The organism is Psychrobacter cibarius (genome assembly GCF_904845955.1).
Taxonomy (GTDB): domain Bacteria; phylum Pseudomonadota; class Gammaproteobacteria; order Pseudomonadales; family Moraxellaceae; genus Psychrobacter; species Psychrobacter cibarius_B.
In genome coordinates this window covers 736122-757451 of sequence record NZ_CAJGYX010000001.1, presented here as the reverse complement: position 1 = coordinate 757451, position 21330 = coordinate 736122, and the positions used below count along the sequence as shown (strand labels likewise).

Annotated in this window: 15 protein-coding genes; 11 read left to right on the top strand and 4 right to left on the bottom strand. The window is 43.4% G+C overall.

The window, feature by feature from the left end:
- Positions 1-7 precede the first annotated feature (7 nt).
- Genes JMV76_RS02985 through JMV76_RS02975 form a run of 3 tightly spaced genes read right to left on the bottom strand, consistent with a single transcriptional unit; the run spans position 8 to position 5818 of the window.
- A complete protein-coding gene (locus JMV76_RS02985; RefSeq protein ID WP_201501555.1) occupies positions 8-2341 on the bottom strand; it encodes a glycoside hydrolase family 73 protein in 2334 nt (777 codons plus the stop codon).
- Complete coding sequence (locus tag JMV76_RS02980) at positions 2338-2886, bottom strand: hypothetical protein (protein ID WP_201501554.1); 549 nt, start codon at positions 2884-2886, stop codon at positions 2338-2340. Before JMV76_RS02980 ends, JMV76_RS02985 begins: the two co-directional genes overlap by 4 nt.
- On the bottom strand, positions 2867-5818 hold the full coding sequence (locus tag JMV76_RS02975) for a contractile injection system protein, VgrG/Pvc8 family (protein ID WP_201501553.1): 2952 nt from the start codon (positions 5816-5818) through the stop codon (positions 2867-2869). Before JMV76_RS02975 ends, JMV76_RS02980 begins: the two co-directional genes overlap by 20 nt.
- A 216-nt stretch (positions 5819-6034) precedes the next feature.
- On the opposite strand from JMV76_RS02975, the gene JMV76_RS02970 reads away from it, so the two are divergent.
- From JMV76_RS02970 to JMV76_RS02920, 11 genes are all read left to right on the top strand, one after another.
- A complete protein-coding gene (locus tag JMV76_RS02970; protein ID WP_201501552.1) occupies positions 6035-6481 on the top strand; it encodes a hypothetical protein in 447 nt (148 codons plus the stop codon).
- 19 nt (positions 6482-6500) lie between these two features.
- Entirely contained in the window at positions 6501-7283 is a 783-nt protein-coding gene (locus tag JMV76_RS02965; protein WP_193009441.1) for a hypothetical protein, read from the top strand.
- A 21-nt stretch (positions 7284-7304) separates the two neighbouring features.
- Entirely contained in the window at positions 7305-7817 is a 513-nt protein-coding gene (tssB, locus tag JMV76_RS02960) for a type VI secretion system contractile sheath small subunit (protein ID WP_045451928.1), read from the top strand.
- A 3-nt stretch (positions 7818-7820) separates the two neighbouring features.
- Positions 7821-9311, top strand: a complete 1491-nt coding sequence (tssC, locus tag JMV76_RS02955) for a type VI secretion system contractile sheath large subunit (RefSeq protein ID WP_201501551.1) — start codon at positions 7821-7823, stop codon at positions 9309-9311.
- 52 nt (positions 9312-9363) lie between these two features.
- Positions 9364-9867 (top strand): Hcp family type VI secretion system effector, encoded by a 504-nt coding sequence (locus tag JMV76_RS02950; RefSeq protein ID WP_025651832.1) that lies wholly within the window; start codon positions 9364-9366, stop codon positions 9865-9867.
- Between the two features lie 100 nt (positions 9868-9967).
- Positions 9968-10459: a type VI secretion system baseplate subunit TssE gene (gene tssE / locus JMV76_RS02945; RefSeq protein ID WP_193009440.1), complete on the top strand. Its 492-nt coding sequence runs from the start codon at positions 9968-9970 to the stop codon at positions 10457-10459.
- Between the two features lie 77 nt (positions 10460-10536).
- The gene (gene tssF, locus JMV76_RS02940; RefSeq protein WP_201501550.1) at positions 10537-12360 is read left to right on the top strand and encodes a type VI secretion system baseplate subunit TssF; all 1824 of its coding nucleotides are present in this window, start codon (positions 10537-10539) and stop codon (positions 12358-12360) included.
- Complete coding sequence (tssG, locus tag JMV76_RS02935) at positions 12324-13364, top strand: type VI secretion system baseplate subunit TssG (protein WP_193009439.1); 1041 nt, start codon at positions 12324-12326, stop codon at positions 13362-13364. The genes tssF and tssG overlap by 37 nt, the downstream gene beginning before the upstream one ends.
- 221 nt (positions 13365-13585) lie before the next feature.
- On the top strand, positions 13586-16519 hold the full coding sequence (gene tssH / locus JMV76_RS02930) for a type VI secretion system ATPase TssH (RefSeq protein WP_201501549.1): 2934 nt from the start codon (positions 13586-13588) through the stop codon (positions 16517-16519).
- The gene (gene tssA / locus JMV76_RS02925) at positions 16519-17667 is read left to right on the top strand and encodes a type VI secretion system protein TssA (RefSeq protein ID WP_201501548.1); all 1149 of its coding nucleotides are present in this window, start codon (positions 16519-16521) and stop codon (positions 17665-17667) included. Before tssH ends, tssA begins: the two co-directional genes overlap by 1 nt.
- Positions 17668-17773: 106 nt before the next feature.
- On the top strand, positions 17774-20476 hold the full coding sequence (locus JMV76_RS02920; RefSeq protein ID WP_201501547.1) for a type VI secretion system Vgr family protein: 2703 nt from the start codon (positions 17774-17776) through the stop codon (positions 20474-20476).
- Here JMV76_RS02920 and JMV76_RS02915 read toward each other — a convergent pair.
- Entirely contained in the window at positions 20468-21301 is an 834-nt protein-coding gene (locus JMV76_RS02915) for an IS3 family transposase (protein WP_265090078.1), read from the bottom strand. The genes JMV76_RS02920 and JMV76_RS02915 overlap by 9 nt on opposite strands.
- Positions 21302-21330: the final 29 nt, after the last annotated feature.

Here is a 21330-nt window from a genome sequence, read left to right as displayed (position 1 = left end):
TCTTTATCTATTGAGGTATTTCGAGATGAAAAGCTGGCTCAGCTTTATCTCTAAGAGGAGATATAAAGCTTGAAAGCTTACCTTGATTTAAAGCTACATCACAAATATCTTGGAATCTTTGCTTTTGTGCATTGGTAGTTAATCCATTACTATTGACACCCAGGTCAATGATATTTTTCTTAGCATAAGTCTCAAAACTGACGCAATGTTTAGATACTCTCATGCCTTTTTTATCATATTCTAAAATCCTAGATACCATATCCTTAATAGTTTTATTCCTACCCAGTCCTTTTTTTATACCGCTCTGGCAGATACGAGTTACTTTTGCTCCTGGCGCAGCATATCTAATGACTTTACCACTAGGAATATTACTATACATTGCACTAGCTTGCTCTTCTGGTGTTCGCAACGTACTTGTTATATATATTGTTTTCATTCCATATTGGGAGGCAAGCTCACGCAAAATGTTTTTAGATTTTTCAGTAACCACATCTGTTCTTTGTGTCTTAAATTTAACTTCAATATTTGGTATTTTAGGCTTCTTAGCCTTATAAACGTAAGCAGTACCATTTTTATCACTATTAGCAACGATAGTACCTTTTTTAACTTCCTTCCCATTCTCATTGACTAATACTCCAATGCTAACACCCACATCTGAATCATGCGTACGGCCTCTTGTACCATCACTACCAGTAGTAGAAGCATTCTTACCGTATTTAGTTGATTGAGTCCAATAGGTTAATCCTGACAAAGGCTTATTTGTATCTTCATCTAGAAATTTAATAGTAATTTTTGCTTTATCTGTTTTAATTTCATTTGTTGGGCCTTTTGGCGTGATTTTGTCATTACGTATAATGTTACCTTTGTCAGTAGCGCTTGGCTTCGTATTATCCGGTTTTTGCGAGGAGGAGGGTGTACTGGTAGCTACATTACTAGTAGAGCTAGGAGAGTTGCTAGGATCTCCTATCAGCTTGTCAGTATTGTATGTCCATTTAGTTGACCCATCAGTGACGATATTACTGGTAAATTTATTTACTGCTACATGAATGATTTTTAGTTTCTGACCCGCTAGCGCTTTGACAGTGGCTATGCCTCTAGCATTGGCTTTTTTAATCTCAGAGATGCGACCGCGATAGACTGTTTTGTACTCATAGTTAGGGACAGGCTTTTTGTTTTTATCAACAAATATGAGTTGTAGGGTTACCACAGGAACTTTGAGTATTTTGGTTTGCCCGTTTAGGTCACCTATAACGGGAAATGCCATGCTATAAATAGATTGTTTCTTGCCACTGTCATCATCAAGGTAGACGCTGATAGATTGGCTAACATCAGCTGTTATACCTGATTCGATACCTGAGCCGTCAGTTTTATGGGGTTTGATGTTGTTTTTATACTCAAGATGATAGGTTGTGTTTGGTAGGGGTTTGCCTGTGTCTGCTTCTACTAGTTTTATGTTGAAAGTCACATTATTAGAATTTTTTGAATCAGCAGTAGATGATTCACTATTATTAGTTGTGGTACTCTTACTTTCATATATCGGTTTATTATCAGCAGTTAGATGATTGACTGTTTTCGTCACAAATTTATCATTGGTAATATTTACTTCAATTGCCAATTTTCTTTTATTAGCAACAGAATATGAAAATTCTTTACTATCAAGATTAAAGTTTATTGAACCATTAAGATTGGAGGTTATTCCCTCTATAATACCTTTGCCGTTAGTTTTTTTATCGATATATTTATTATGATCAGTTTTTATGAGAACTTTAGTGTTTGCTAGGGGCTCACCGCTTACACCTTTTTTAAATACAGCCGCAGTAATGACACAACTTGCTTTTTCTTCTGCACGTGCTATGGCTTTTCGCATTGTTGGGCCAAAAACTGCAATGAGTAATTCAGCATAAATTAACTCACCAGTCTTTTCGTCTGCATGTGTAGCATATCCAGCATCTTCAAGAGCTTGGACTTCCTTTTCAAAGTTTCCTAATATATCTTTGCTAAATATTTTAGAATATCTAGGATTTCTTTTTAAGAAGTCGACTCTATCATAGATAGCTTCTTCTTGCGTATCAAAAACAGGAAATTTGGAGTTTTCATACCTACCACTGCTTTTCTTTCCTTCCCATACTCTAAAAACCTTAGTTTTTCCTTTCCATTTGCTGTCAAGCTTGATATTAAAAATATTGTTAGTACCAGGCAGTACTTTCTCACCCCAGCCTGTCTCTTGGGCCGCTTGAGCCAGCATAGTTTTCCATGACATACCTGTCTCGAACGATACTTTTCTAATAGGACAATAAATATCAACGATAAAGTTCAATTTATCTTCATAAGTGTAGCTCATAGTAGACCTATACTAAATTTCTGATCAAAAGATGAAGTTATGTTTTCATTACCTTCTTTCTTATCTTTACACTTGATATTTATAGTTAAGTTAAATTTATTTAAAAACTCACCCCTTGAATGATCAGGCATGCAGCTCCAAGCTTGATTTAAGTATTTCTTTGAAATAAACTTATTATCTTTATATAAATAAGTAGATAAAGTCATTTGTGCAACAGACTCTGCTGGATGATTTCGGTCTAATCCGATGATAATTAAGCCTTGATTAGTGTTAAAGCAGCCTGCAACAGTAGATTGCCAAAAATGATCAGGATCAGGTACAAACTTAATTTTTTTCCCCATATAATCAAAATAACTGACTCGCGCTGGTATGCTGTCATCAAACACAGTTTCATATTGACAATCAGAATTTATAATCAAAGGCTCATCTTTAACCAATTTTGATCCGTTAACAGACTGTTGAGTATTACATCCAGCCATAGTTAATAGAACACTCAGTAAAACAGATACCGAGCATGTTTGGACTTCAGCAACCGCAATCTTCATCTTCATCCCCAAAATTGTCGTCAAGATCTAAATCATTGATATCTATTTCTCTAACAGTAATCGCATCAAGCTCTAACTCTATCTTCTCAGCCTCATCACCAAACACCCTTAGTGTCTGACCCTCTTCATCAAGCTTACCTTCAATCTCAGTACCTCTTGTGTGATTAATAATCTTATAGCTGATACCTTGGTCTATTAAATCTTGAGGAATAAGCTTTTTTAAATCAAACGCTTTACTAAACAATCCCGAGGTCGGTAAAGCAACCACTGGCGCATTCACTTTAGCCCCACTCACCAAACCCTTCTTCACCGCTTTTATCTTAATCACCCCCGGGCACACCAGCTTAATCCCGCTGTCATCAATCGTAATGGATGCTCCTGCTGAGGTTTGCAGCTTAATCCGCTTCGGACTCGACACATTCACCTGTCCAGCCTCACAACCAATCGTCATGCTTTGTTGACTGTGTAATTGCAACTCACCACCCTGTGCTTGTATCGCTAGTGGCTCTCTATTGGCACTGATATGTAAGCCTGATAGATCGACTTGACCACCAACCCCAGAGAGCGAGTCAATCGTATTTGCCGTCAGCGTATAATTGCATGCCACCACATCCGACTGGGTGCTGCCTGATTGTCTGACGATTGTTTTCGCAGTCCACAGGGTATTACTTGCTGACGCTAAGATACTGTCTTTACTGACCAGCATCACATCAGCAGCGCCCAATACTTCCGTATTTAGCGTCTCATCGATGATTTGTGCGCTGGTTTTAAACACTTCTATCGATTGATTGGCGGTCTGCATGGCTGCCGTAGAATGCAAGTGTGCTTGTTTGGCTTCTTTTAATGTCTCACTCAGCTCAGCTCCTAAGCCTAATTGCCGCTGTCCTGCATCATTGACCCACGCTGACTCATGCTCGCTTTGACTATGCCTGACACCAAAAGTGGAGAGCAGTACGCCTGTATCACCACTGATCTGTAGTCCATGATCGGTGGCTAGATTAATCCCCTGACCACTGGTTGATGATTGATGATTGCTAAAACGATGACGCAGTATGCCAAGCTCAAGCACATGCTCATCAGAGGCAAAGGTGGCGCTAGAAGTGATGGTTGGTGTCTCAGCATTGGCTTTGCTGTCCGTATTCACCGTCCACTGGAGACCGACTTTATTAGGCGTGTCATCAAAGCTCATGGTCACCTCAGAATCAGAAGTCAGCCCATATTGAGCAATACCAGAGATCCAACCACTGTGCCCATCATCTTCACTAATTTGCGAATGACCCAAACCACCACCATGCCATCTAGGGGACGCGCCGCCTTGTAAGTTATGTCTATTCGATAGTCCGCTATCACGAGTGGTGATGTCTTTTTCATCGACATCACCCATACCGATACCGTCATAAAGCGATCTGCTAATCACAGGACTGTCTATATCACCGTACCAATGGTTAAGCAGCACCGACTGCCCAAGCCTTGGCGCAAACTGCCAACCATGCGTGCTACCCGATGACAGCTGCAATGAGCGCAGTGGCGGGGTAGTGCCATCATCATGAGGGCTGATACCTGACCAGACAGACGTAGTAATAGTTTGCTGTAGATTGTCAGTGCTGACACTTGAGTCATAGCTGGGGGAAGCTGATAAACCTGTGTCACCAGTACGAGCTTGGGCGAGACCCGTGTAAGTGCTACTGGCAAAGGATAAAGAACTGGGATAAGGGCAATAAGGAATAGCAGCGTCAAGTAACGTCGCTAATACCCAAACCCCAGTATCGCGGGCGATGTCAAAGCCATGATCGGGTATTGAAAAGTGATTGTGATTCATTGCATGACAGTGCATATGCTGAGCAGTGCGCTGTAACCACTGTTTGATAAATACTTGATGATGGTATGACACGCTATCGTTGTCAGGCTCAATACCGATTAAGGTAACCGCGATACAATGCGTGGATAAGCTACCAATAGAGGGTAGGTTATTGATACTCACTGGACTACTGACGCTCAGACCACGCAGGGCACCCGTCGCTTGATAAGTTTCGCGCTGACAGCGATTGGCAGATATCCATTGCTCTGCTATATAAGTAGCGGCGTCCTCGCTGTTCACGCGAGAGGGTGCACCAATTAATACCGTCGTGTCATCTATCGCAAGCAGTGACTCATCTACTGCTTGACCTTCATAAATGGTATCTGCCGCCAACCCATCTGCTCGTACTATTACCCTATCACTGCCAAGTTGCTGCGACCTCATTTGTAGCGTATTGACACTATCTTGACCTGATTGTACGGATGACTGAGCATAACTATAGGTCAGCGGTATGAGCTCGCCTGTGTCTAAACCATCAACCAACCACCACGTGCCAAGCTCATCAACGGAATTCCCTGACACCCATAAAGTCGATATACCAATATCAGCGAGCAGACCAGTAACAAATTCATAGTCGCTGACATCCGACTGTATACGCATGGATAAAGGTGCCGATAAACGTGCGGATGATTCATCATCTGATGACAAAAGAGACTCAGATATTTGCCAATTTAAATCGTAATCACTAAGGATGAGGGTAACAATATCGAGCGTCGATTGATTGATAAAACTGCGGGTATGTATCGACTGTGCCAACTGCCAATCGGGGCTAACAACTTCTAAAGTATAAAAGTGCATCGCGCCATCAGATTGCTGATAACGGATGCCGCGTATCAGCCCAGTACGACAGCTAGCGGTACGATCAGCGGAAAACGTGGTTAAGCATATCGGAGCATTGATTAATGATAAACAAGCGTTCGATTCGATAAAATTATAACTAAACACTAGAATGTCAATATTGTCAGATTGATTAATGCCGCTTGCACCGCAAAACGAAACAGGGTAAAAGGTGTTTATCGTTGGATTATCAGTATGAACGGTAATATTATGTAGACGATTGGTCTTAGAAGGCATAAGAAGGGTACCGTTACTGCGTATTTTATACCAAGAAAATGGCTTGAATGGGTGATTTACTAAATTATTTATTAAGAAAAGTATAGAGTTTATTGAAATATTGTCAAGTATATGTATAATCAACCTCATTGATTTTTTATGATTAATGAACTTTAGTTATATTTATTTCTTTTAAAAAATCTATCCTTTTATATTTTTAGTGATGATCCTGTTGTTATGGTTCCTATTTATCGTACTAAACTTGCCACCGCAGGTCTGCTATCAGTCTTACTTAGCGCGTCTTTATTGACAGCGGGTTGTGGCACCACTGCTCAGAAAAATGTACAAACCACGGTCAGCAAACCAATAGTGAAGCAGTTGAGTGAGCCTTCGCTTGCCTATTTGTCAAACGGCAATCAACTTAGCAGTGAAGCGTGGATGACTATTGCCAAAAATAACTACGACGCAAAACGCTATGCACGGGCATTGAGAGCAGCTAATGAGGCTCTAAGCGTTGATAATGAAAGGCTTGATGCACGTCAGCTTGCCATGCTTTCAGCAGTTAAAGTGATGGAAAGTAATATTGATGCTTATCACGATAATAGTTTGATGAATAGTGGTGATAAGGCAACACTGAATGAAACGCTCACCAATATCACCACTTTAGTTAACGCGTCTAATTAAAATAATGTTGAGCAGGCACATGTATTTATCTCACACCAATAATGGCGAGCACCGACTTACAATGACCAGTATCAGAAGCAATATTAGAGTCAGTTTTACGCTATCCAAAGCGTTTTTGGCAGGTCTGTTCATCATGGGTTCAGCAATGACTACCGCCCATAGTGAGCTTGTCATACAAGAAAAAGACCCCGGTTCTAGCATCATAAATCAATTTTCGGCACTCAAAAATGCTGATGCAAAATCACCGCAACTGCATCAACTGGTCACGGATTTGAATCAAAGAGTATCTCGTAATCCTAATGACTCGCTAGCATGGGAGATTTTGGCGCAGATTTATTCTAACAATGGCTATCATGCTTATGCTGTTTACGCAGCCAGTGAAGCCATTGATCTGGGTCAAGGCACTGCTAAGCTAAAAAAGATACTACTCAATAGCAGCGCTATCGTCTCCCAAAGCCAGCTGCAATCAGATTATCTCACTGATGAAGTGGACGCAGCGTTTTTGAAGGAGTATCAGTACGCTTTAAGTAAAATATATGGTGATATCTATGGTTTCAATTACGATGAGTCTTTGCCGAAACCACCAGCGCCAGTCGTCAAGCCTAGAAGCGGTAGATCAGGCACTAAATCAAAACCTCAGCCCCACGTGTCTGTAAAAAAAGCATCGAAGCCTATTAAGAAAAAACCAGCCGTAAAAAAACCGCCACGACCACCAAAAGTTAAGCCTGTTACTAAACCTTCACCTACCAAAAAAAGTAACGCCGAATCGACTGATCCATTCAGTATATTGCGTTCAAACTAGACATTGCTGAGGTAACTTATTATGGCAAAGCAAGACAGTGTACAAAAGAAACTCGCAAAAGTACGTGCGCCTCGGGTGCATCTGACTTATGACGTTGAAGTAGGCGATGCGATCGAAACCAAGGAAATTCCTTTTGTCGTTGGCGTTTTGGGAGAGTTTTCAGGAGATTCCACCCTTGAACAACCACGCTTTAAGGACAAAAAGTTTGTCGAAGTGGACTTGGATACCTTTGATGAGGTGATGTCAGGTCTAGCACCGCGTGCGACCTTTCGAGTAGGCAATGACTTAAGTGATAAAGGTGGCGAATTCGCGGTTGATTTGGCATTTAATAGTATCAACGATTTTCGTCCTGAAGCGGTTGCTGATCAAATTGAGCCACTAAAGCAATTGGTACAAGCACGAGATCGCTTAGCAGATTTACGCAACAAAATATCAGCCAACGAAAAACTTGAAGACCTATTAGATGACGTGCTTAAAAATACTGAGCAAGTCAAAAAAATGGCGGAACAAAATCAAACCGACGGTGAGGATTAAACGATGAGTGCCCAAGCCCAGCAAAATCTAGCACCTGATGCGTTAAATAATGATAGTTACGACTTACTCGAAGAAATCGTCAATAAAAGTAACGTTGCCAAGTCTGATGACGAAAAAAATCGTGCCAAGTCGCAAATTGCAGAGCTTGCCAATGAAGTCATGCAAGGCACCGTAACGTTGTCAGATAATTTGGCTGCATCGATTGACGCGCGTATTGCCCAAATTGACGCATTGATCTCCAAGCAGCTGACCACCGTCATGCACGCGCCCGAGTTTCAAAAGCTAGAGTCCAGCTGGCGTGGCTTGCATTATTTATGTAGCCAGACTCCGTCGGAATCCATGCTAAAGATTCGTATGATGAATACTACGAAGCGCGAACTGACTAAAGATTTTCAATCGTCAATTGATTTTGATCAAAGCACGCTGTTTAAAAAAATATACGAAGAAGAGTTCGGTAGCTTCGGTGGTGAACCTTATGCCGCTATCGTTGGTGACTTTGAATTTACTCGCCAAAACTCAGACATGTATCTGCTTGAGCAATTGTCTCATGTTGCGGCCGCTTCTCATGCACCTTTTGTGTCGGCGGCTTCCGCTGAAATGTTTGGTCTCGACTCCTTTACCGACATTGGTCGCCCGCGAGATTTGTCAAAGATATTTGAAACCGCTGAATATATCCGCTGGCGCGCGTTCAGACAGTCAGAAGATGCGCGATATGTTGCGTTAACCGTGCCCAGCTTTTTAGGTCGTCTGCCTTACGATCCTAAAGATGGCACGGTGGTTGAAGGATTTAATTTTACGGAAGAAGTCTCTGGTAATAATCGTGACGATTATCTATGGGTGAACGCAGCTTATGCCTTTGCTTCACGCTTGACGGCTGCTTTCTCTGACTATCGTTGGTGTGCTGCCATTCGCGGCGTTGAGGGTGGTGGCTTGGTTGAAGGGTTACCTGTTCATACCTTTAAGACGGATGAAGGGGATTTGGCACTTAAGTGTCCAACAGAAATCTCTATCACCGATCGCCGAGAAAAAGAGTTGAGCGACTTAGGATTTATCCCGTTAGTCCATTGCAAAAATACCAATTACGCTGCTTTTTTTGGCGCGCAATCCGTGCAAAAAGCCAAAACTTATCAAAACGATGATGCCAATGCCAATGCTGCGCTATCGACGCAGATCCAATACATTATGGCGGTGTCACGTATTGCCCATTACCTAAAAGCAATGATGCGCGATAAGGTAGGTAGCTTCTTAGCACCTGGTAATGTTGAGTCGTTTTTAAATGACTGGATTTCTCGTTATGTCTTGCTAGATGACGGCGCCTCACAAGAAGCAAAAGCCCAGTACCCACTGCGCGAAGCTTCTGTACAAGTTGTAGAAGTGCCGGGTAAGCCTGGTGTCTACAAGTCCGTGGTCTTTTTGAGACCACACTTTCAACTTGACGAATTGTCTGTTTCTTTGCGTCTGGTCACTCAACTGCCGCAATCTAGCAACAGCTAATCGTTTATTAAAAACTAACGTGAAATTTAAATTTTAAAAAAAGGTATGTGATATGAAAGATATTTATATTCAGTTCCGCGGTAAATATAAAATTGATGGCGAGTCTCGTGATAGCGAGCATAAAGGTTGGCTTGAAGTAAATACTTGGGATCACTTGATCCGTCAGCCAAAATCAGCGACAGCAAGTAGCGTTGGTGGCCATACTTCTGAGCGTTGTGAGCATGCTGACATGACGTTTATGAAAGATTTGGACTCAACCAGTCCTAAACTATGGGAAGCGTGTTCTGCTGGTTATACTTTTGATGAGATTCAAATTGATTTTTATCGTGCCAACGGTGACAAACGCGTTAAATATCTTGAAGTAAAACTTAAGCATGCGCTGATCGCAAGTGTCGAGCCAACGGTACGTTCTGAAGGCGTACCAATCGAAAAAGTCGGTATCAAATATGCTGCTGTTGAGTGGACTTACACCCAGCAAGATATCGATGGTACTGCTAAAGGCGCTGTGACTAAAAAATGGTCACTAGCCAACAACACTGCTACTTATACCGCCTAATTTAGGTTGTATCAGGTGTCATCTATTGTGTCGTACCGAAAAAGAAAGGTTTATATCTAGGCCTTTCTTTTTTGTTTGTTAAATAGGAATGATTATATCAATGAATTACGCCACTAACGCCTCTAACAAAGAAATTGGCTTTCGTCCAAATTTGTTCGAGCAGTTATTTGATGATCAGCCCCGTCATTTGTCGCATGAGCTCGTGGTTCGTCGTCTTAATATCGATGAGCTAAAGTCTTCGGTCGCACGAGACCTTGAAGCTTTATTAAATACGCGTTGTGTGGTGTCAAGTAAGCTTCAGGCCTATCAACACGTGCGCTCATCGATATTGAATTTTGGCATATTAGATTTTGTGGGACTCAGCAGTGCCAATCCTACTGACTGTGATTATATCTGTCGCCAAATAGCCCAAACAGTCGAGCAACAAGATACCCGGCTAAAAAACGTTCGCGTATCGCTAGATATTGGCGCTGTTGATGTCAATCAACTGTGTTTTTCTATTGAAGCATTATTAAAGGTTTATCCAGCACAAGAGCTGGTCAGCTTCGATGCGTTCTTTGAGCCAAGCTCTCAGCGTTATTTAATAAAATAATCATTATCCCATTAATGAAATAACTACTACTACCGCTCAATTTATACAGTTAGCAGCGATCAATATATTGAGGCGTCATGGACAGTTTACTTCCTTACTTTGAGCATGAGCTTAGCCTGTTTAATAAACAGTCAAAAGAATTTGCCAAAAAATATCCCAAAATAGCCAATCGGTTGTTGATGGGGCACGATACCGTCGATGATCCGCATATAGAGCGGTTGATACAGGCTTTTTCGCTCATCAGTGCGCGCATCAATAAAAAATTGGACGATTCATACGCTGATTTTACCGAATCTCTATTAGAAGTCGTTTATCCCGATTATCTCAAACCTTTTCCATCGGTCTCTATTGCACAGTTTAATCTAGGCGTACAGGGCAATGCGATGAGCGAGGCAGTCTTAGTCCCTAAAAACAGCCCTTTCGCCAGCCAAAAAATAAATGGCACGCCTTGCCAGTTTCAGTCAACCCAAGATGTGACCTTGCTGCCGCTACAGATAGATAGCGTCGACTTTGAAACTCGTCAAGAGGTGTATGACAATCAGCATGGACTGCTGAATGGCTGTATCAGTATCAAATTTAAGGGGCTTAATTCAAGCTTTGACTATCAAGCCTTATTAAACCACTCGTTAGATTTGTATATAGACGAGGACGCCAGTCAGGGTACTAGTCTATGGGATTTACTAGGGTGTGATGTCAAGCAAACGCATCTGCATGGTAGGCAGGTCAATAAGATTACGGGTAGTCCGTTTGAGATTATAGGCTTCGATCCTGAGCAGCAAATTCTTCCGAGTCATCGAGTGAGTAATGCTGCCTCTGCCTTATTAAAGGAATACTTCTATTTCCCTGAAAAATTCAATTTCTTGCGCCTTAATCTTGGTAAGGTTTGTCCAAATTTAAAGATCGATAGCAATGGCTTTGAGATTCGCTGTTACTTTAGATTTGATAAAAAAAATACCATCCGCCTAAAAAACTTGCAGCAGCTCAGTGCCAGCAGTATCAAGCTGTTTTGTACGCCCGTTGTCAATTTATTCAAGGCGGCTGCCAAGCCTATTCAAGTGACCCATCGTTCGATCTATTACGATTTAGTGCCCGATACTCGTGCGCTGTTTCAACATGAAATCTATGAGGTTAATAAAGTCATAGAGTCCAAGCAAAGTGACAATCGTTTGATACAACGTGAATATCATCCATTTTATGCGCTCAATCATTATGAGCAGCAAGATGATGGTCGTTATTACCATATCAAACGTGATAAGGATATGGCTGAGTTCAAACAGGGTTTTGAATATCAGATTATGTTTGTAGAAAAAAATCGCGAAGATTTATCAGGTGCGGTGAGCATGAGTGCGTCTTTATTGTGTACCAATAGAGATTTGCCGGCTCAAGTGGTATTCGGTCAAAGCCGTGGCGATTTGTTTAGCGAAGGGATGACTGGCTTTAGCAGCTTATCGTTGCTAAAGCAGCCGACCAGAACGGCACGCTTCGACTATACCGGTGAGGAACGTTGGCGCTTGATATCGCTGATTAGTCTGAATTTTTTATCGCTTACCGCCCAAGATGCGGAGCTGATGAAAGAGTATTTATCGCTATACGACATTACCCAGTCTGCTTCTAACAAACTGTTGGTCGAAGGTATTGTGTCTGTCGAAACCAGTATCGAAGCTCGACGTATTCAGCGCTTGCCACAGCCTGGTTTTGTGCGCGGTACACTGATCAATATTCAAATCAACCAAAAGAATTTTGCTGGAGTGAGTATCCGCCAGTTTGCCCATTTATTGGCGCATGTGTTTGGCTATCACGCTAGCTTAAATAGCTTCGTCGAGTTGGCCATCAGTGATGCCGTAACCAAAGAGGAGATATACAGATGTCAGCCACGCAGCGGTCTCAGTCCTCTTATTTAACGGCTTTAATGGCGGCGCCGCAATCTTATGAGTTATTACAAGCACTACGTTTGGTTCGGCATGAAGTCAGTATGGGGTATGCACCTATTGAGGTACGTTACCGTGCCTCGTTGTCATTGGCCTATCCGCAAGCTGAAATTGAGTCGATGGCGCTCATTGCTCAGGATAATATGGAAGACAGTGGCAGCTCATTAAAGGATGGTCAAGTAAAGGCTAGTTCATTAAAAATCAGACGGATAGAGGTTTGCCCCGCAATTATTGGATTAACTGGCCCGTTGTCAGCCTTGCCAGCGATGTATACCGACCATCTAGCCTCGCGAGTCAATCATGCAAAAGATAAAGCGGCACCAGCATTTTTAGATTTATTTAACCATCGATTGACGGATTTGTACGTGCAAGCGAGTTGGTTTTATAACTTGCCATTACAGTATGAGATAAATAATAAAAAAGACAACTATCTACTGAGCTTGCGGGCATTGGCGCGTCAGCCGAAGAAGCTAACCGCCATCGATAGCTTGATTGCTTATGCTGGCATGATCGCCCCAGGACGCCTGACAGCCGATCAGTTGTCACATGTACTGTCGCATTTTTTAGATAGCACCGTCAGTGTCGAGCAATTCGTACCGGAGTGGTTTGATCTACCAGCCAGTGAACAGACAGCACTTGGTGGTCAGCATGCTGCCCTTGGGTTGTCCGCATTTTGCGGTGCGCGCGTCGTACAGTTTGATAGCAAGATTAGAATTGTGTTTCATCAGTTGGATGCCAAACGCTATTTAAGACTGTTACCAGCAGGGGATATGTATCAAGTCATTATTGATTTTATCCGTAAATGGTGCGGTGTTTGCTTGGCGGTCGAGATGCAACTCGAGTTAGACAAGCAATACATCACCCCGTTGTCATTATCAGAGAGCAGTTTTGGTGGTTTGGGTCAGGGTGGGTTTTTGATATCGCAGCCTGCGACGCAGCATCATGATGACACTCGCTATGCGCTGCCGATTCAGTAAGTATTTCATGGTTAATAGACAGATTTTACCTATTATGAAGAGCCATGCATCAATTTTATATTGCTGTTTAATAAAAATAATTTTATACCATTCACAGAAATTAGAGTGGCAAGGAAAACGAGTGAAAGTACTACGTCTTGTAGGCTAAGCGAGTTTGACACAGCTAATCTTACTTTTTGGGTTTGGTATTAAGTCTAATAAGAATGTTAAAGGAAAAGATTATGAGCCAGTTAAAAGCTGTGATTACCCGCTTAAGCCCAAGCTGTCGACAGTGTTTGCAGCAGGCAGCTAGGCTTTGTATTAATAATGGGCATCGTGAAGTCGATACTGTCCATCTATTGCATGAACTGATTGCCACGCCGCACAATGATGTGGCTCAAATACTTAAATTTAATAAGATTCATCAGCAGTCATTACTAGCAGATATAACTGATTTGCTAAACACCTTTGGTCAGGCAACAGGCTCAACGCCAGTATTTAGTCAAGGTTTGATGGCGTTACTAGAAGATGCGTGGGAGCTAGCCAGTAGCCAATATAATCAAAGTGCTGATAAAAATAGCCCGCTAGAAATTCGCTCTGGTCATATATTGCTCGTGCTATTGGCGTATGAGCGTTATCAGTCGCTACTCAAAACTCTTCCTGAGCCACTACAGTATATCGACCGCTTTACCCTAAAAGATGATTATGAGCGTCAATGTCTCGGTAGTACTGAGGGCAGTGGATCAAGCAGTAATAAAATTACCAATAGTAAAGGCGTCAATAAGGGTGCTGATGATGGTGCGAATAGTGCAGACAATGATGCTAACAATCAAGAATCTTTAGACACTAAGAAAACTGAAGCTAAGCCAACCCCTGCGTTGGATAAATATACTTATGACTTGACTGCTAAAGCCAGTTCAGAGCAAATAGACCCTGTCATTGGCCGTGAGTTTGAAATTCATCAGTTGATCGATATTTTGATTCGTCGCCGCCAAAATAACCCTATTTTGACGGGTGAGGCAGGGGTAGGTAAAACAGCAGTGGTAGAAGGATTGGCGCAAAAGATAGTCGCCGGTCAAGTGCCTGATCAGCTCAAAGATGTGACGATACGTAGTCTTGACATGGGCTTGCTGCAAGCAGGGGCAAGCGTCAAAGGGGAGTTTGAGAACCGTCTCAAGCAAGTCATTGAAGAAGTACAAGCCTCGCTACAGCCTATTATATTATTCATTGATGAAGCGCATACTTTGATTGGTGCTGGTGGGCAAGCGGGTCAAAATGACGCGGCGAACTTACTGAAGCCTGCGCTGGCTCGTGGTGAGCTCAGAACCATTGCGGCGACGACATGGTCAGAATATAAAAAGTACTTCGAAAAAGACGCAGCATTGTCACGTCGCTTCCAAGTCGTCAAAGTCGATGAGCCTGATATAGAGACAGCAGTAGCGATGATTCGTGGTCTAAGTGCCAAGATGCAGAATCATTTTGGTATATTAATCGATGACGATGCGCTACAAGCGGCGGTTGAGTTATCCGCACGTTATATCAGCGATAGGCAGCTGCCTGATAAAGCGGTCAGTGTATTAGACACGGCGGCGGCACGGGTGAGCTTATCCAAGACCGCCATACCCAATCAACTTGACAGATTAAACGCCAAAGGGGTGCAGTTAGAGCAGCATATCAATAATCTCAGTCAGCAGCTCGAGCGTATCGGCGGTGTGGACGAAAAAGAAAAAGTCAGCCAAAAAATTGCCGTATTAGATGAGCAGCGCCAAACCAATCAGCAAAGCATTGCTGATATGACCAGTCGTTGGCACGAACAGCGCGAGCTTAATGATCAGCTTGATTCCTTGAATCAGCAGTTGAATGACAAGACAGATGGTTCTGATGCGCTTAGTGCAAAAGAGCGCTTAGACAAACAAGCTGAATATCAAAGTATCGAGCAATCGTTAAAACAAGTACAAGAGACGCAGCGCCTTATTCATCCCGTATTGGATCGTCAGGTCATCAAGCAGATCATCTCAGATTGGACTGGAATACCGCTGAATGATATGGCAGGTAATGAAAAAGACCATATCTTGGGTTTGGCTGATACCTTGCAAGCCCGGGTCATCGGCCAAGATCATTCGGTGGCCGCTATCGTCAAGCGGATTCATACCGCAAAAGCCCGCTTAGATGATCCCAATCGTCCGCAAGGTGTGTTTATGCTCGTCGGGCCAAGTGGTGTAGGCAAGACCGAAACCGCGCTGGCGCTATCAGAGGTGCTGTACGGCGGTGAGCGTAACCTTATTACGATTAACCTGTCAGAGTATCAAGAAGCCCATAGCGTTGCTTCGTTAAAAGGCTCGCCTCCAGGTTATGTTGGCTATGGTGAAGGTGGTGTATTAACCGAAGCGATTCGCCGTCGTCCTTATAGCGTACTCTTACTTGATGAAGTAGAAAAAGCCCATCCAGACGTATTGGATTTGTTTTATCAGGTCTTTGATAAAGGGGTGATGGAAGACAGCGAAGGGCGTTTAATTGATTTCAAAAACACGCTTATTTTATTGACAAGTAATGTTGGTTCGTCTGCGATTATGCAGGCATGTATCAATACAGATCCGAGTGTTACTGACTTTAGCCTGCCAGACAGTGATAGCCTAAAACAAGTCATTAATCCGCATTTGTATAAAGCCTTTAAGCCCGCGTTTTTGGGTCGTTTAACGGTCATTCCTTATTATCCATTAACGGATGATGCGCTCGCAGAAATTATTCGCCTTAAGCTGGACAAAATCACTGGCCGTATTCATAACAATTATGATGTGCCTTGTGTCATTGATGATGAGGTGATTGAGCTGATTTTATCGCGTTGTCATGAGGTCGATTCTGGTGCACGTAACGCCGATGCGATTATCAGTCATACCTTGCTGCCGCAGATGGCGGGTCAGCTACTGGCTCATGATGACAGTCAAAGTGTGTTAAAGAAAATTACCGTATTCGTCGATGCGGACGATAATTTTGCCTACCGTCTGGATACTGATGCCGTTGTGGCGCTCAATCAAATGGCGCAACACAGCGAAGATGAAACTGAATATCAAGTTGAGAAATTGCCAAGAAAACCCCTTTCAGCTAAAAAGCCGACAGTGAAAAAAGTCGCCAGCAAAAAACCTACTAAAAAGGCTATTAAAGAGGAGTCATTATAATGAGTAACGATAACTCTTTAGTAAATAATATTGACACCCTTATTGCGCCGATTGAAGGCAGTCGTCATGGGGTCGGTGAAGACTTAATATTCGATCCACGTATTAATGCCATCGTTGCTGCTCGTCAAGAAGATGACCCATTACTGGCACAAGGCAATTGGGTCACTGAACTAAAAGTGGCTGACTGGGATTTTGTCAAAAACCAATGTGCCGATTTGCTCAGCCATACTAGTAAAGATATGAAGCTGGCACTTTGGTATGTCGATGCGTTGAGTCACACCGACCATTTAGCAGGTATTAGTCAGGGGTTAAGTCTGCTACAGACACTCAATGACGAGTATTGGCTCACTATGTATCCGCCGCTAGATGGTGAAGAAGACAGTATGGACATCAGAGCAGGGCTGTTGTCATGGTTCGTCAAAGCGCTATCCGATGATATTAAGCAGCTATCACTTTCTGATACAAAGACAGAAAAATATAACTACAATTACTATCTAACCGCGCGTGATCATGATAAGCAGCGTCAGCAAAATCCCGATAGCGAAACGTCCAATCAATTAACGCTAAGTGACTATAACCACGCCATCAAGACCAGTAGTGAGACTTGGCAACAAGCACTGATGAGTAATCTTAAAAAAGTTACTGAGCAGTGGCAGGCCCTGACTGATCAGCTAAATGATTTGATGGGCATGGACGCGCCAGTCTTCGCACCAGTCACGGATTTATTGGTTGCCCTGACCCAACATTTGCGACCGTTGATACCAGAATATTCTGATACTAGTAGTGTTTCTGCTCAAGAAAGCGTAGCCGATACTATGGACAGTATTGGTGAAAGTGCAATGTCTGATAGTAGTGGACAAGCTGCTAGCACAAAAAATATTAGCTCAACCAGTTTTAATCCTAGCAACCGTGATCATCAAAGCAATCGTCAGCAAGCGCTTAAATTATTAGGTCAAATTCAAGATTATTTTGCGACCAATGAGCCGCACAGCCCGGTGACGTTTTTACTCGGTCGGGCGATTGATTGGGCAGATATGCCGCTCGACCAATGGCTCACTCATATCATCAAAAACGAAGATCAGTTAGCGATACTCTCTGACATGATTGGAATTAAACCCAAACGTGATTCATCTGACGATGGCTATTAATTGAATCAACGACAAATGAATACTTAGTTAACGGGCAATCTGTGCACAAATTATAATCTTGCAATATTAAACTTTCCACCTTTGGACTGATAAAAAAGGGCTTATCATGGTATGGACTCAAACAAAGCGGCATGTGCAACTGAGTAGTGCCCATCCTGATATTGCCACCAGTCTCATTCAACAGGCTGACTTGGTTGAAAGCTTACTTGGCATGCCATTGCCCGACAGCGTTTGGAGTAAGCCCGCTCTTATGCCAACGCCTGACGCTTATCCAAGCCCGTATCATCACGACCAACGAGCGCAGTCTTATCAGCAGCGCCAGCTCGCCCTCTATTGCGGCTACCGTATTAGCATTACTCTACTGCATCCACGAGCAGGACTGGATATCAAGCAATGGCTAGGGCAAAGTCTCTCGATACATTGGCATACGGGCGACACGCTACTGCCAAGCCAAACTCGCCACGGTATCATTACTGAAGTCGTTGCTCTGGGTAGTAACAGTGGCATGGCCGCTTATCGTATTATCTGCGAACCTGCCCTCAACCAATTACGCTTATCTAGTCATAACCGCCGTCATCATCATCTCAGTCTAAGCGAACTCATTACTCAAATCATCAGCCCGTACGATATGAACGTTGAGATTGACGAGCGTCTCAGTGATGACAGCAACTATCATATTCAGCACAGCGTCCAATACAACCAAACCGATCTGGCTTATCTAACCCAATACCTTGCTCTCTATGGCATCACAGGCTATTACCGTCACGAAGCAGACAAACATACCCTAGTCTTACTACCTAGTGATGGAGAAGAATTGCGTCCAGACGCAAACGACATTCAAAGCATCCTCAGTCAAAACCCTGCCAACCTTGCTGATAGACAAGACCGCATTACTGCCATTCGTCCGCGTATTGCTCAGCATACTCAGCAAAGCGACCTACATCGTTATGACAGTCGCTTGATGAGTACCTATACCGGCAGTAGCAGTAGCGAGCAACCGATCGACTCATCAAACAGCACGCATCAGCGCTTTATGCACAGTCATAGCCGTTTTGATGATGACAGTCTCGATAAGCTCGCCACCCGCTACCAGCAGAACCAACAGCAGCGTGCCAATCTAGGCAGCCTAACCGGTAACATCCGTCATCTGAGTTTGCCAAGTAGCCACTATATCGATGGTAATCCTTATTTAACCGATCCCATCAGTCTAGTGTCTATTCATCAGCATATTAATAATCATATTCCAGCAGATTGGTTGGGGGTAGCACCTTTTGATCCTATTACCTTACAGCCAAATACCGACCATGCCATTCATGACAATGATGACGACAATGACGACAACGTCCATCATATCAATGCCTGCTACCTACCGTTTCCGCACCACTATCACATCCCATATGGTGAACAGCTTGCTACACTTGGACAACCTCATCCGAGTCTGTCAGGTCTGATGAGCGCCAGTGTCATAGACACCGATAGCAGCGCCATCACTCATGACCGCAATCACCGTGCCCATATTAGATATCACTGGCAAAGCGAAGGTGACGATAGCGCACACTGGATACCCATCGCCAGCCACCTCGTCGCCGATCACATGGGACAGACCCATCCGCTACGTCATGGGCAACATGTTCTGATCGACTTCATCGGCGGTGACATTACTCATCCCATCATCATTGGCAGCACCCATAACGGCCAAGGCAATACTGATGCTCAGCATAATAGTATCGTCAGTGATACCGACACTATTGACGCCACCAGTCCCGCTTGGTTTATCAATCAAAGCCATACTTATCCCATAGATGGCATTAAGACTCAAAGTATCGATAGCAGTCGCACAGGCGACGCGACCAAAGACAGTCTAGCGAATGGCCACAATCAACTAATGTTTGACACCCATCCAAATAGTCCACAGATTAACGTCTATAGCAGCAGCTATCAAAGCAGCCTAACCATTGGTCATCTGTATCAGCATACCGACCACACCCGAGGACAAGCCCGAGGACAAGGTATCAGTTTAGAGACCCAAGCCGCCGCCAATGTGCAAGGCGGAACAGGCTTACATATCAGTAGTCAGCAAGCAGACCCTTCATCAAACTCTCATATGAGTCATGATAGTCACGGTAAGCTACAAACTGCCGATCAGCATCAGCAAGCCTACGCGCAGCTTGCCGAGACTCATCAGGCAGTGGGACTAGAGGGCAGCAGCAATAATAAGAGCAACAGTAAAGAAGATGCGCAAACCCTATTTGCCCAATTTAGCGAAGACACTAATGACGCAACCTTAAACGAAGCAGGTCAATGGCAACAAGCACATCTACTGATCGACTCCCAGCGTCATCTCGCACTATTAAGCGGACAACACAGTCAGCATACCAGTACCCAAAGCGTGCACAGCCATGCGACAGACAACACCCATCAACACAGTCAAACCCAGATGAATCAATTGGTGGCAGGGGATATTCACTACTACAGCAATAAAGCCCAAACTCATACCGCCGCTCATGGCGATGTGACCATACAAGCACATCAGAACGAGATGCGTTTAGATAGCGAGCAAGTACTGCGACTCCATAGCCGAGATAGTATTGAGATTATCGCGCCTGATACGCTAACGCTGAAAGCCGCAGGTAGTGGCATTGAGATATCGGGTGGTAATGTGACGTTTATCACGCCAAGTCAAGTGGGCTATAAAGCGAGTAAGGTGGATTGGGGCAGTGGGGGTGAAAGTAGTCCAACGATTACTATGCCGCAAGACGAGCTTGCCGACTGTGCTGCCAAGACTGGTTGTAGTGGTCAACTAATTTAGGACACCTGATAAGAGGTTTTTATTAAAGTAGCGTTTCTCTTTTTCTAGCGGTGTTAAATAATTGTTGAAAGTATGCGGTCTCACGGTTTGATAATAGCGCCAGATATAATCAGCAATGGCGCTTTTAGCCTCAGCGATATTCTCATAACCACCTTTTGGCATCCATTCTGTTTTAAAGCTTCTAAAGAATCGTTCGGTTGGAGCATTATCCCAACAGTTTCCGCGACGGCTCATACTTTGCGTCATACCATTACAACTTGCTAAGGATTCAGCAAACTTCTTACTGGTGTAATGGGTTCCCTGATCAGAGTGAAACAGCACATTACTTGGTTTTAGGCGCGTCTCATATGCCATCTGCAGCGCTTTGGTTGTCAGCATACTGTCAGGCGAATCTGATACAGCAAATCCCACCACACGCCGAGCATATAAATCTAAAACGACAGCTAAATAGCACCAGCCGCCTTTAATGCGAATATAAGTGACATCACCCGTCCAGACTTGATTGGGCGCTGATGGGCTAAAGTCTCTATTTAAAATATTTTTATGTGTTTTATGTGCCTCGTCAGCGTGCTTGTATTTGTGCGTCTTCAATTGACAGCTTTTAAGCCTCATCTGCGCCATAAGCTTACCTACCACATAACGTGACAGCTTAATGTTATGCTCATTCATTAGTATGGCGGCAATGCTGCGAGCGCCTGCTGATTGCTTCGAGTCGTTAAATATTTGGCGTATTAAGGCTTTGGTTTTGACAGTGTTAAGGCTAATTGGCTTGGGCTTTAGTCTATAATAGTAGCTGCTCTTCATCACGCCAAACAGCTTGCACAGAAGGCTTTTATTGACCTGTTTGTCTTGCT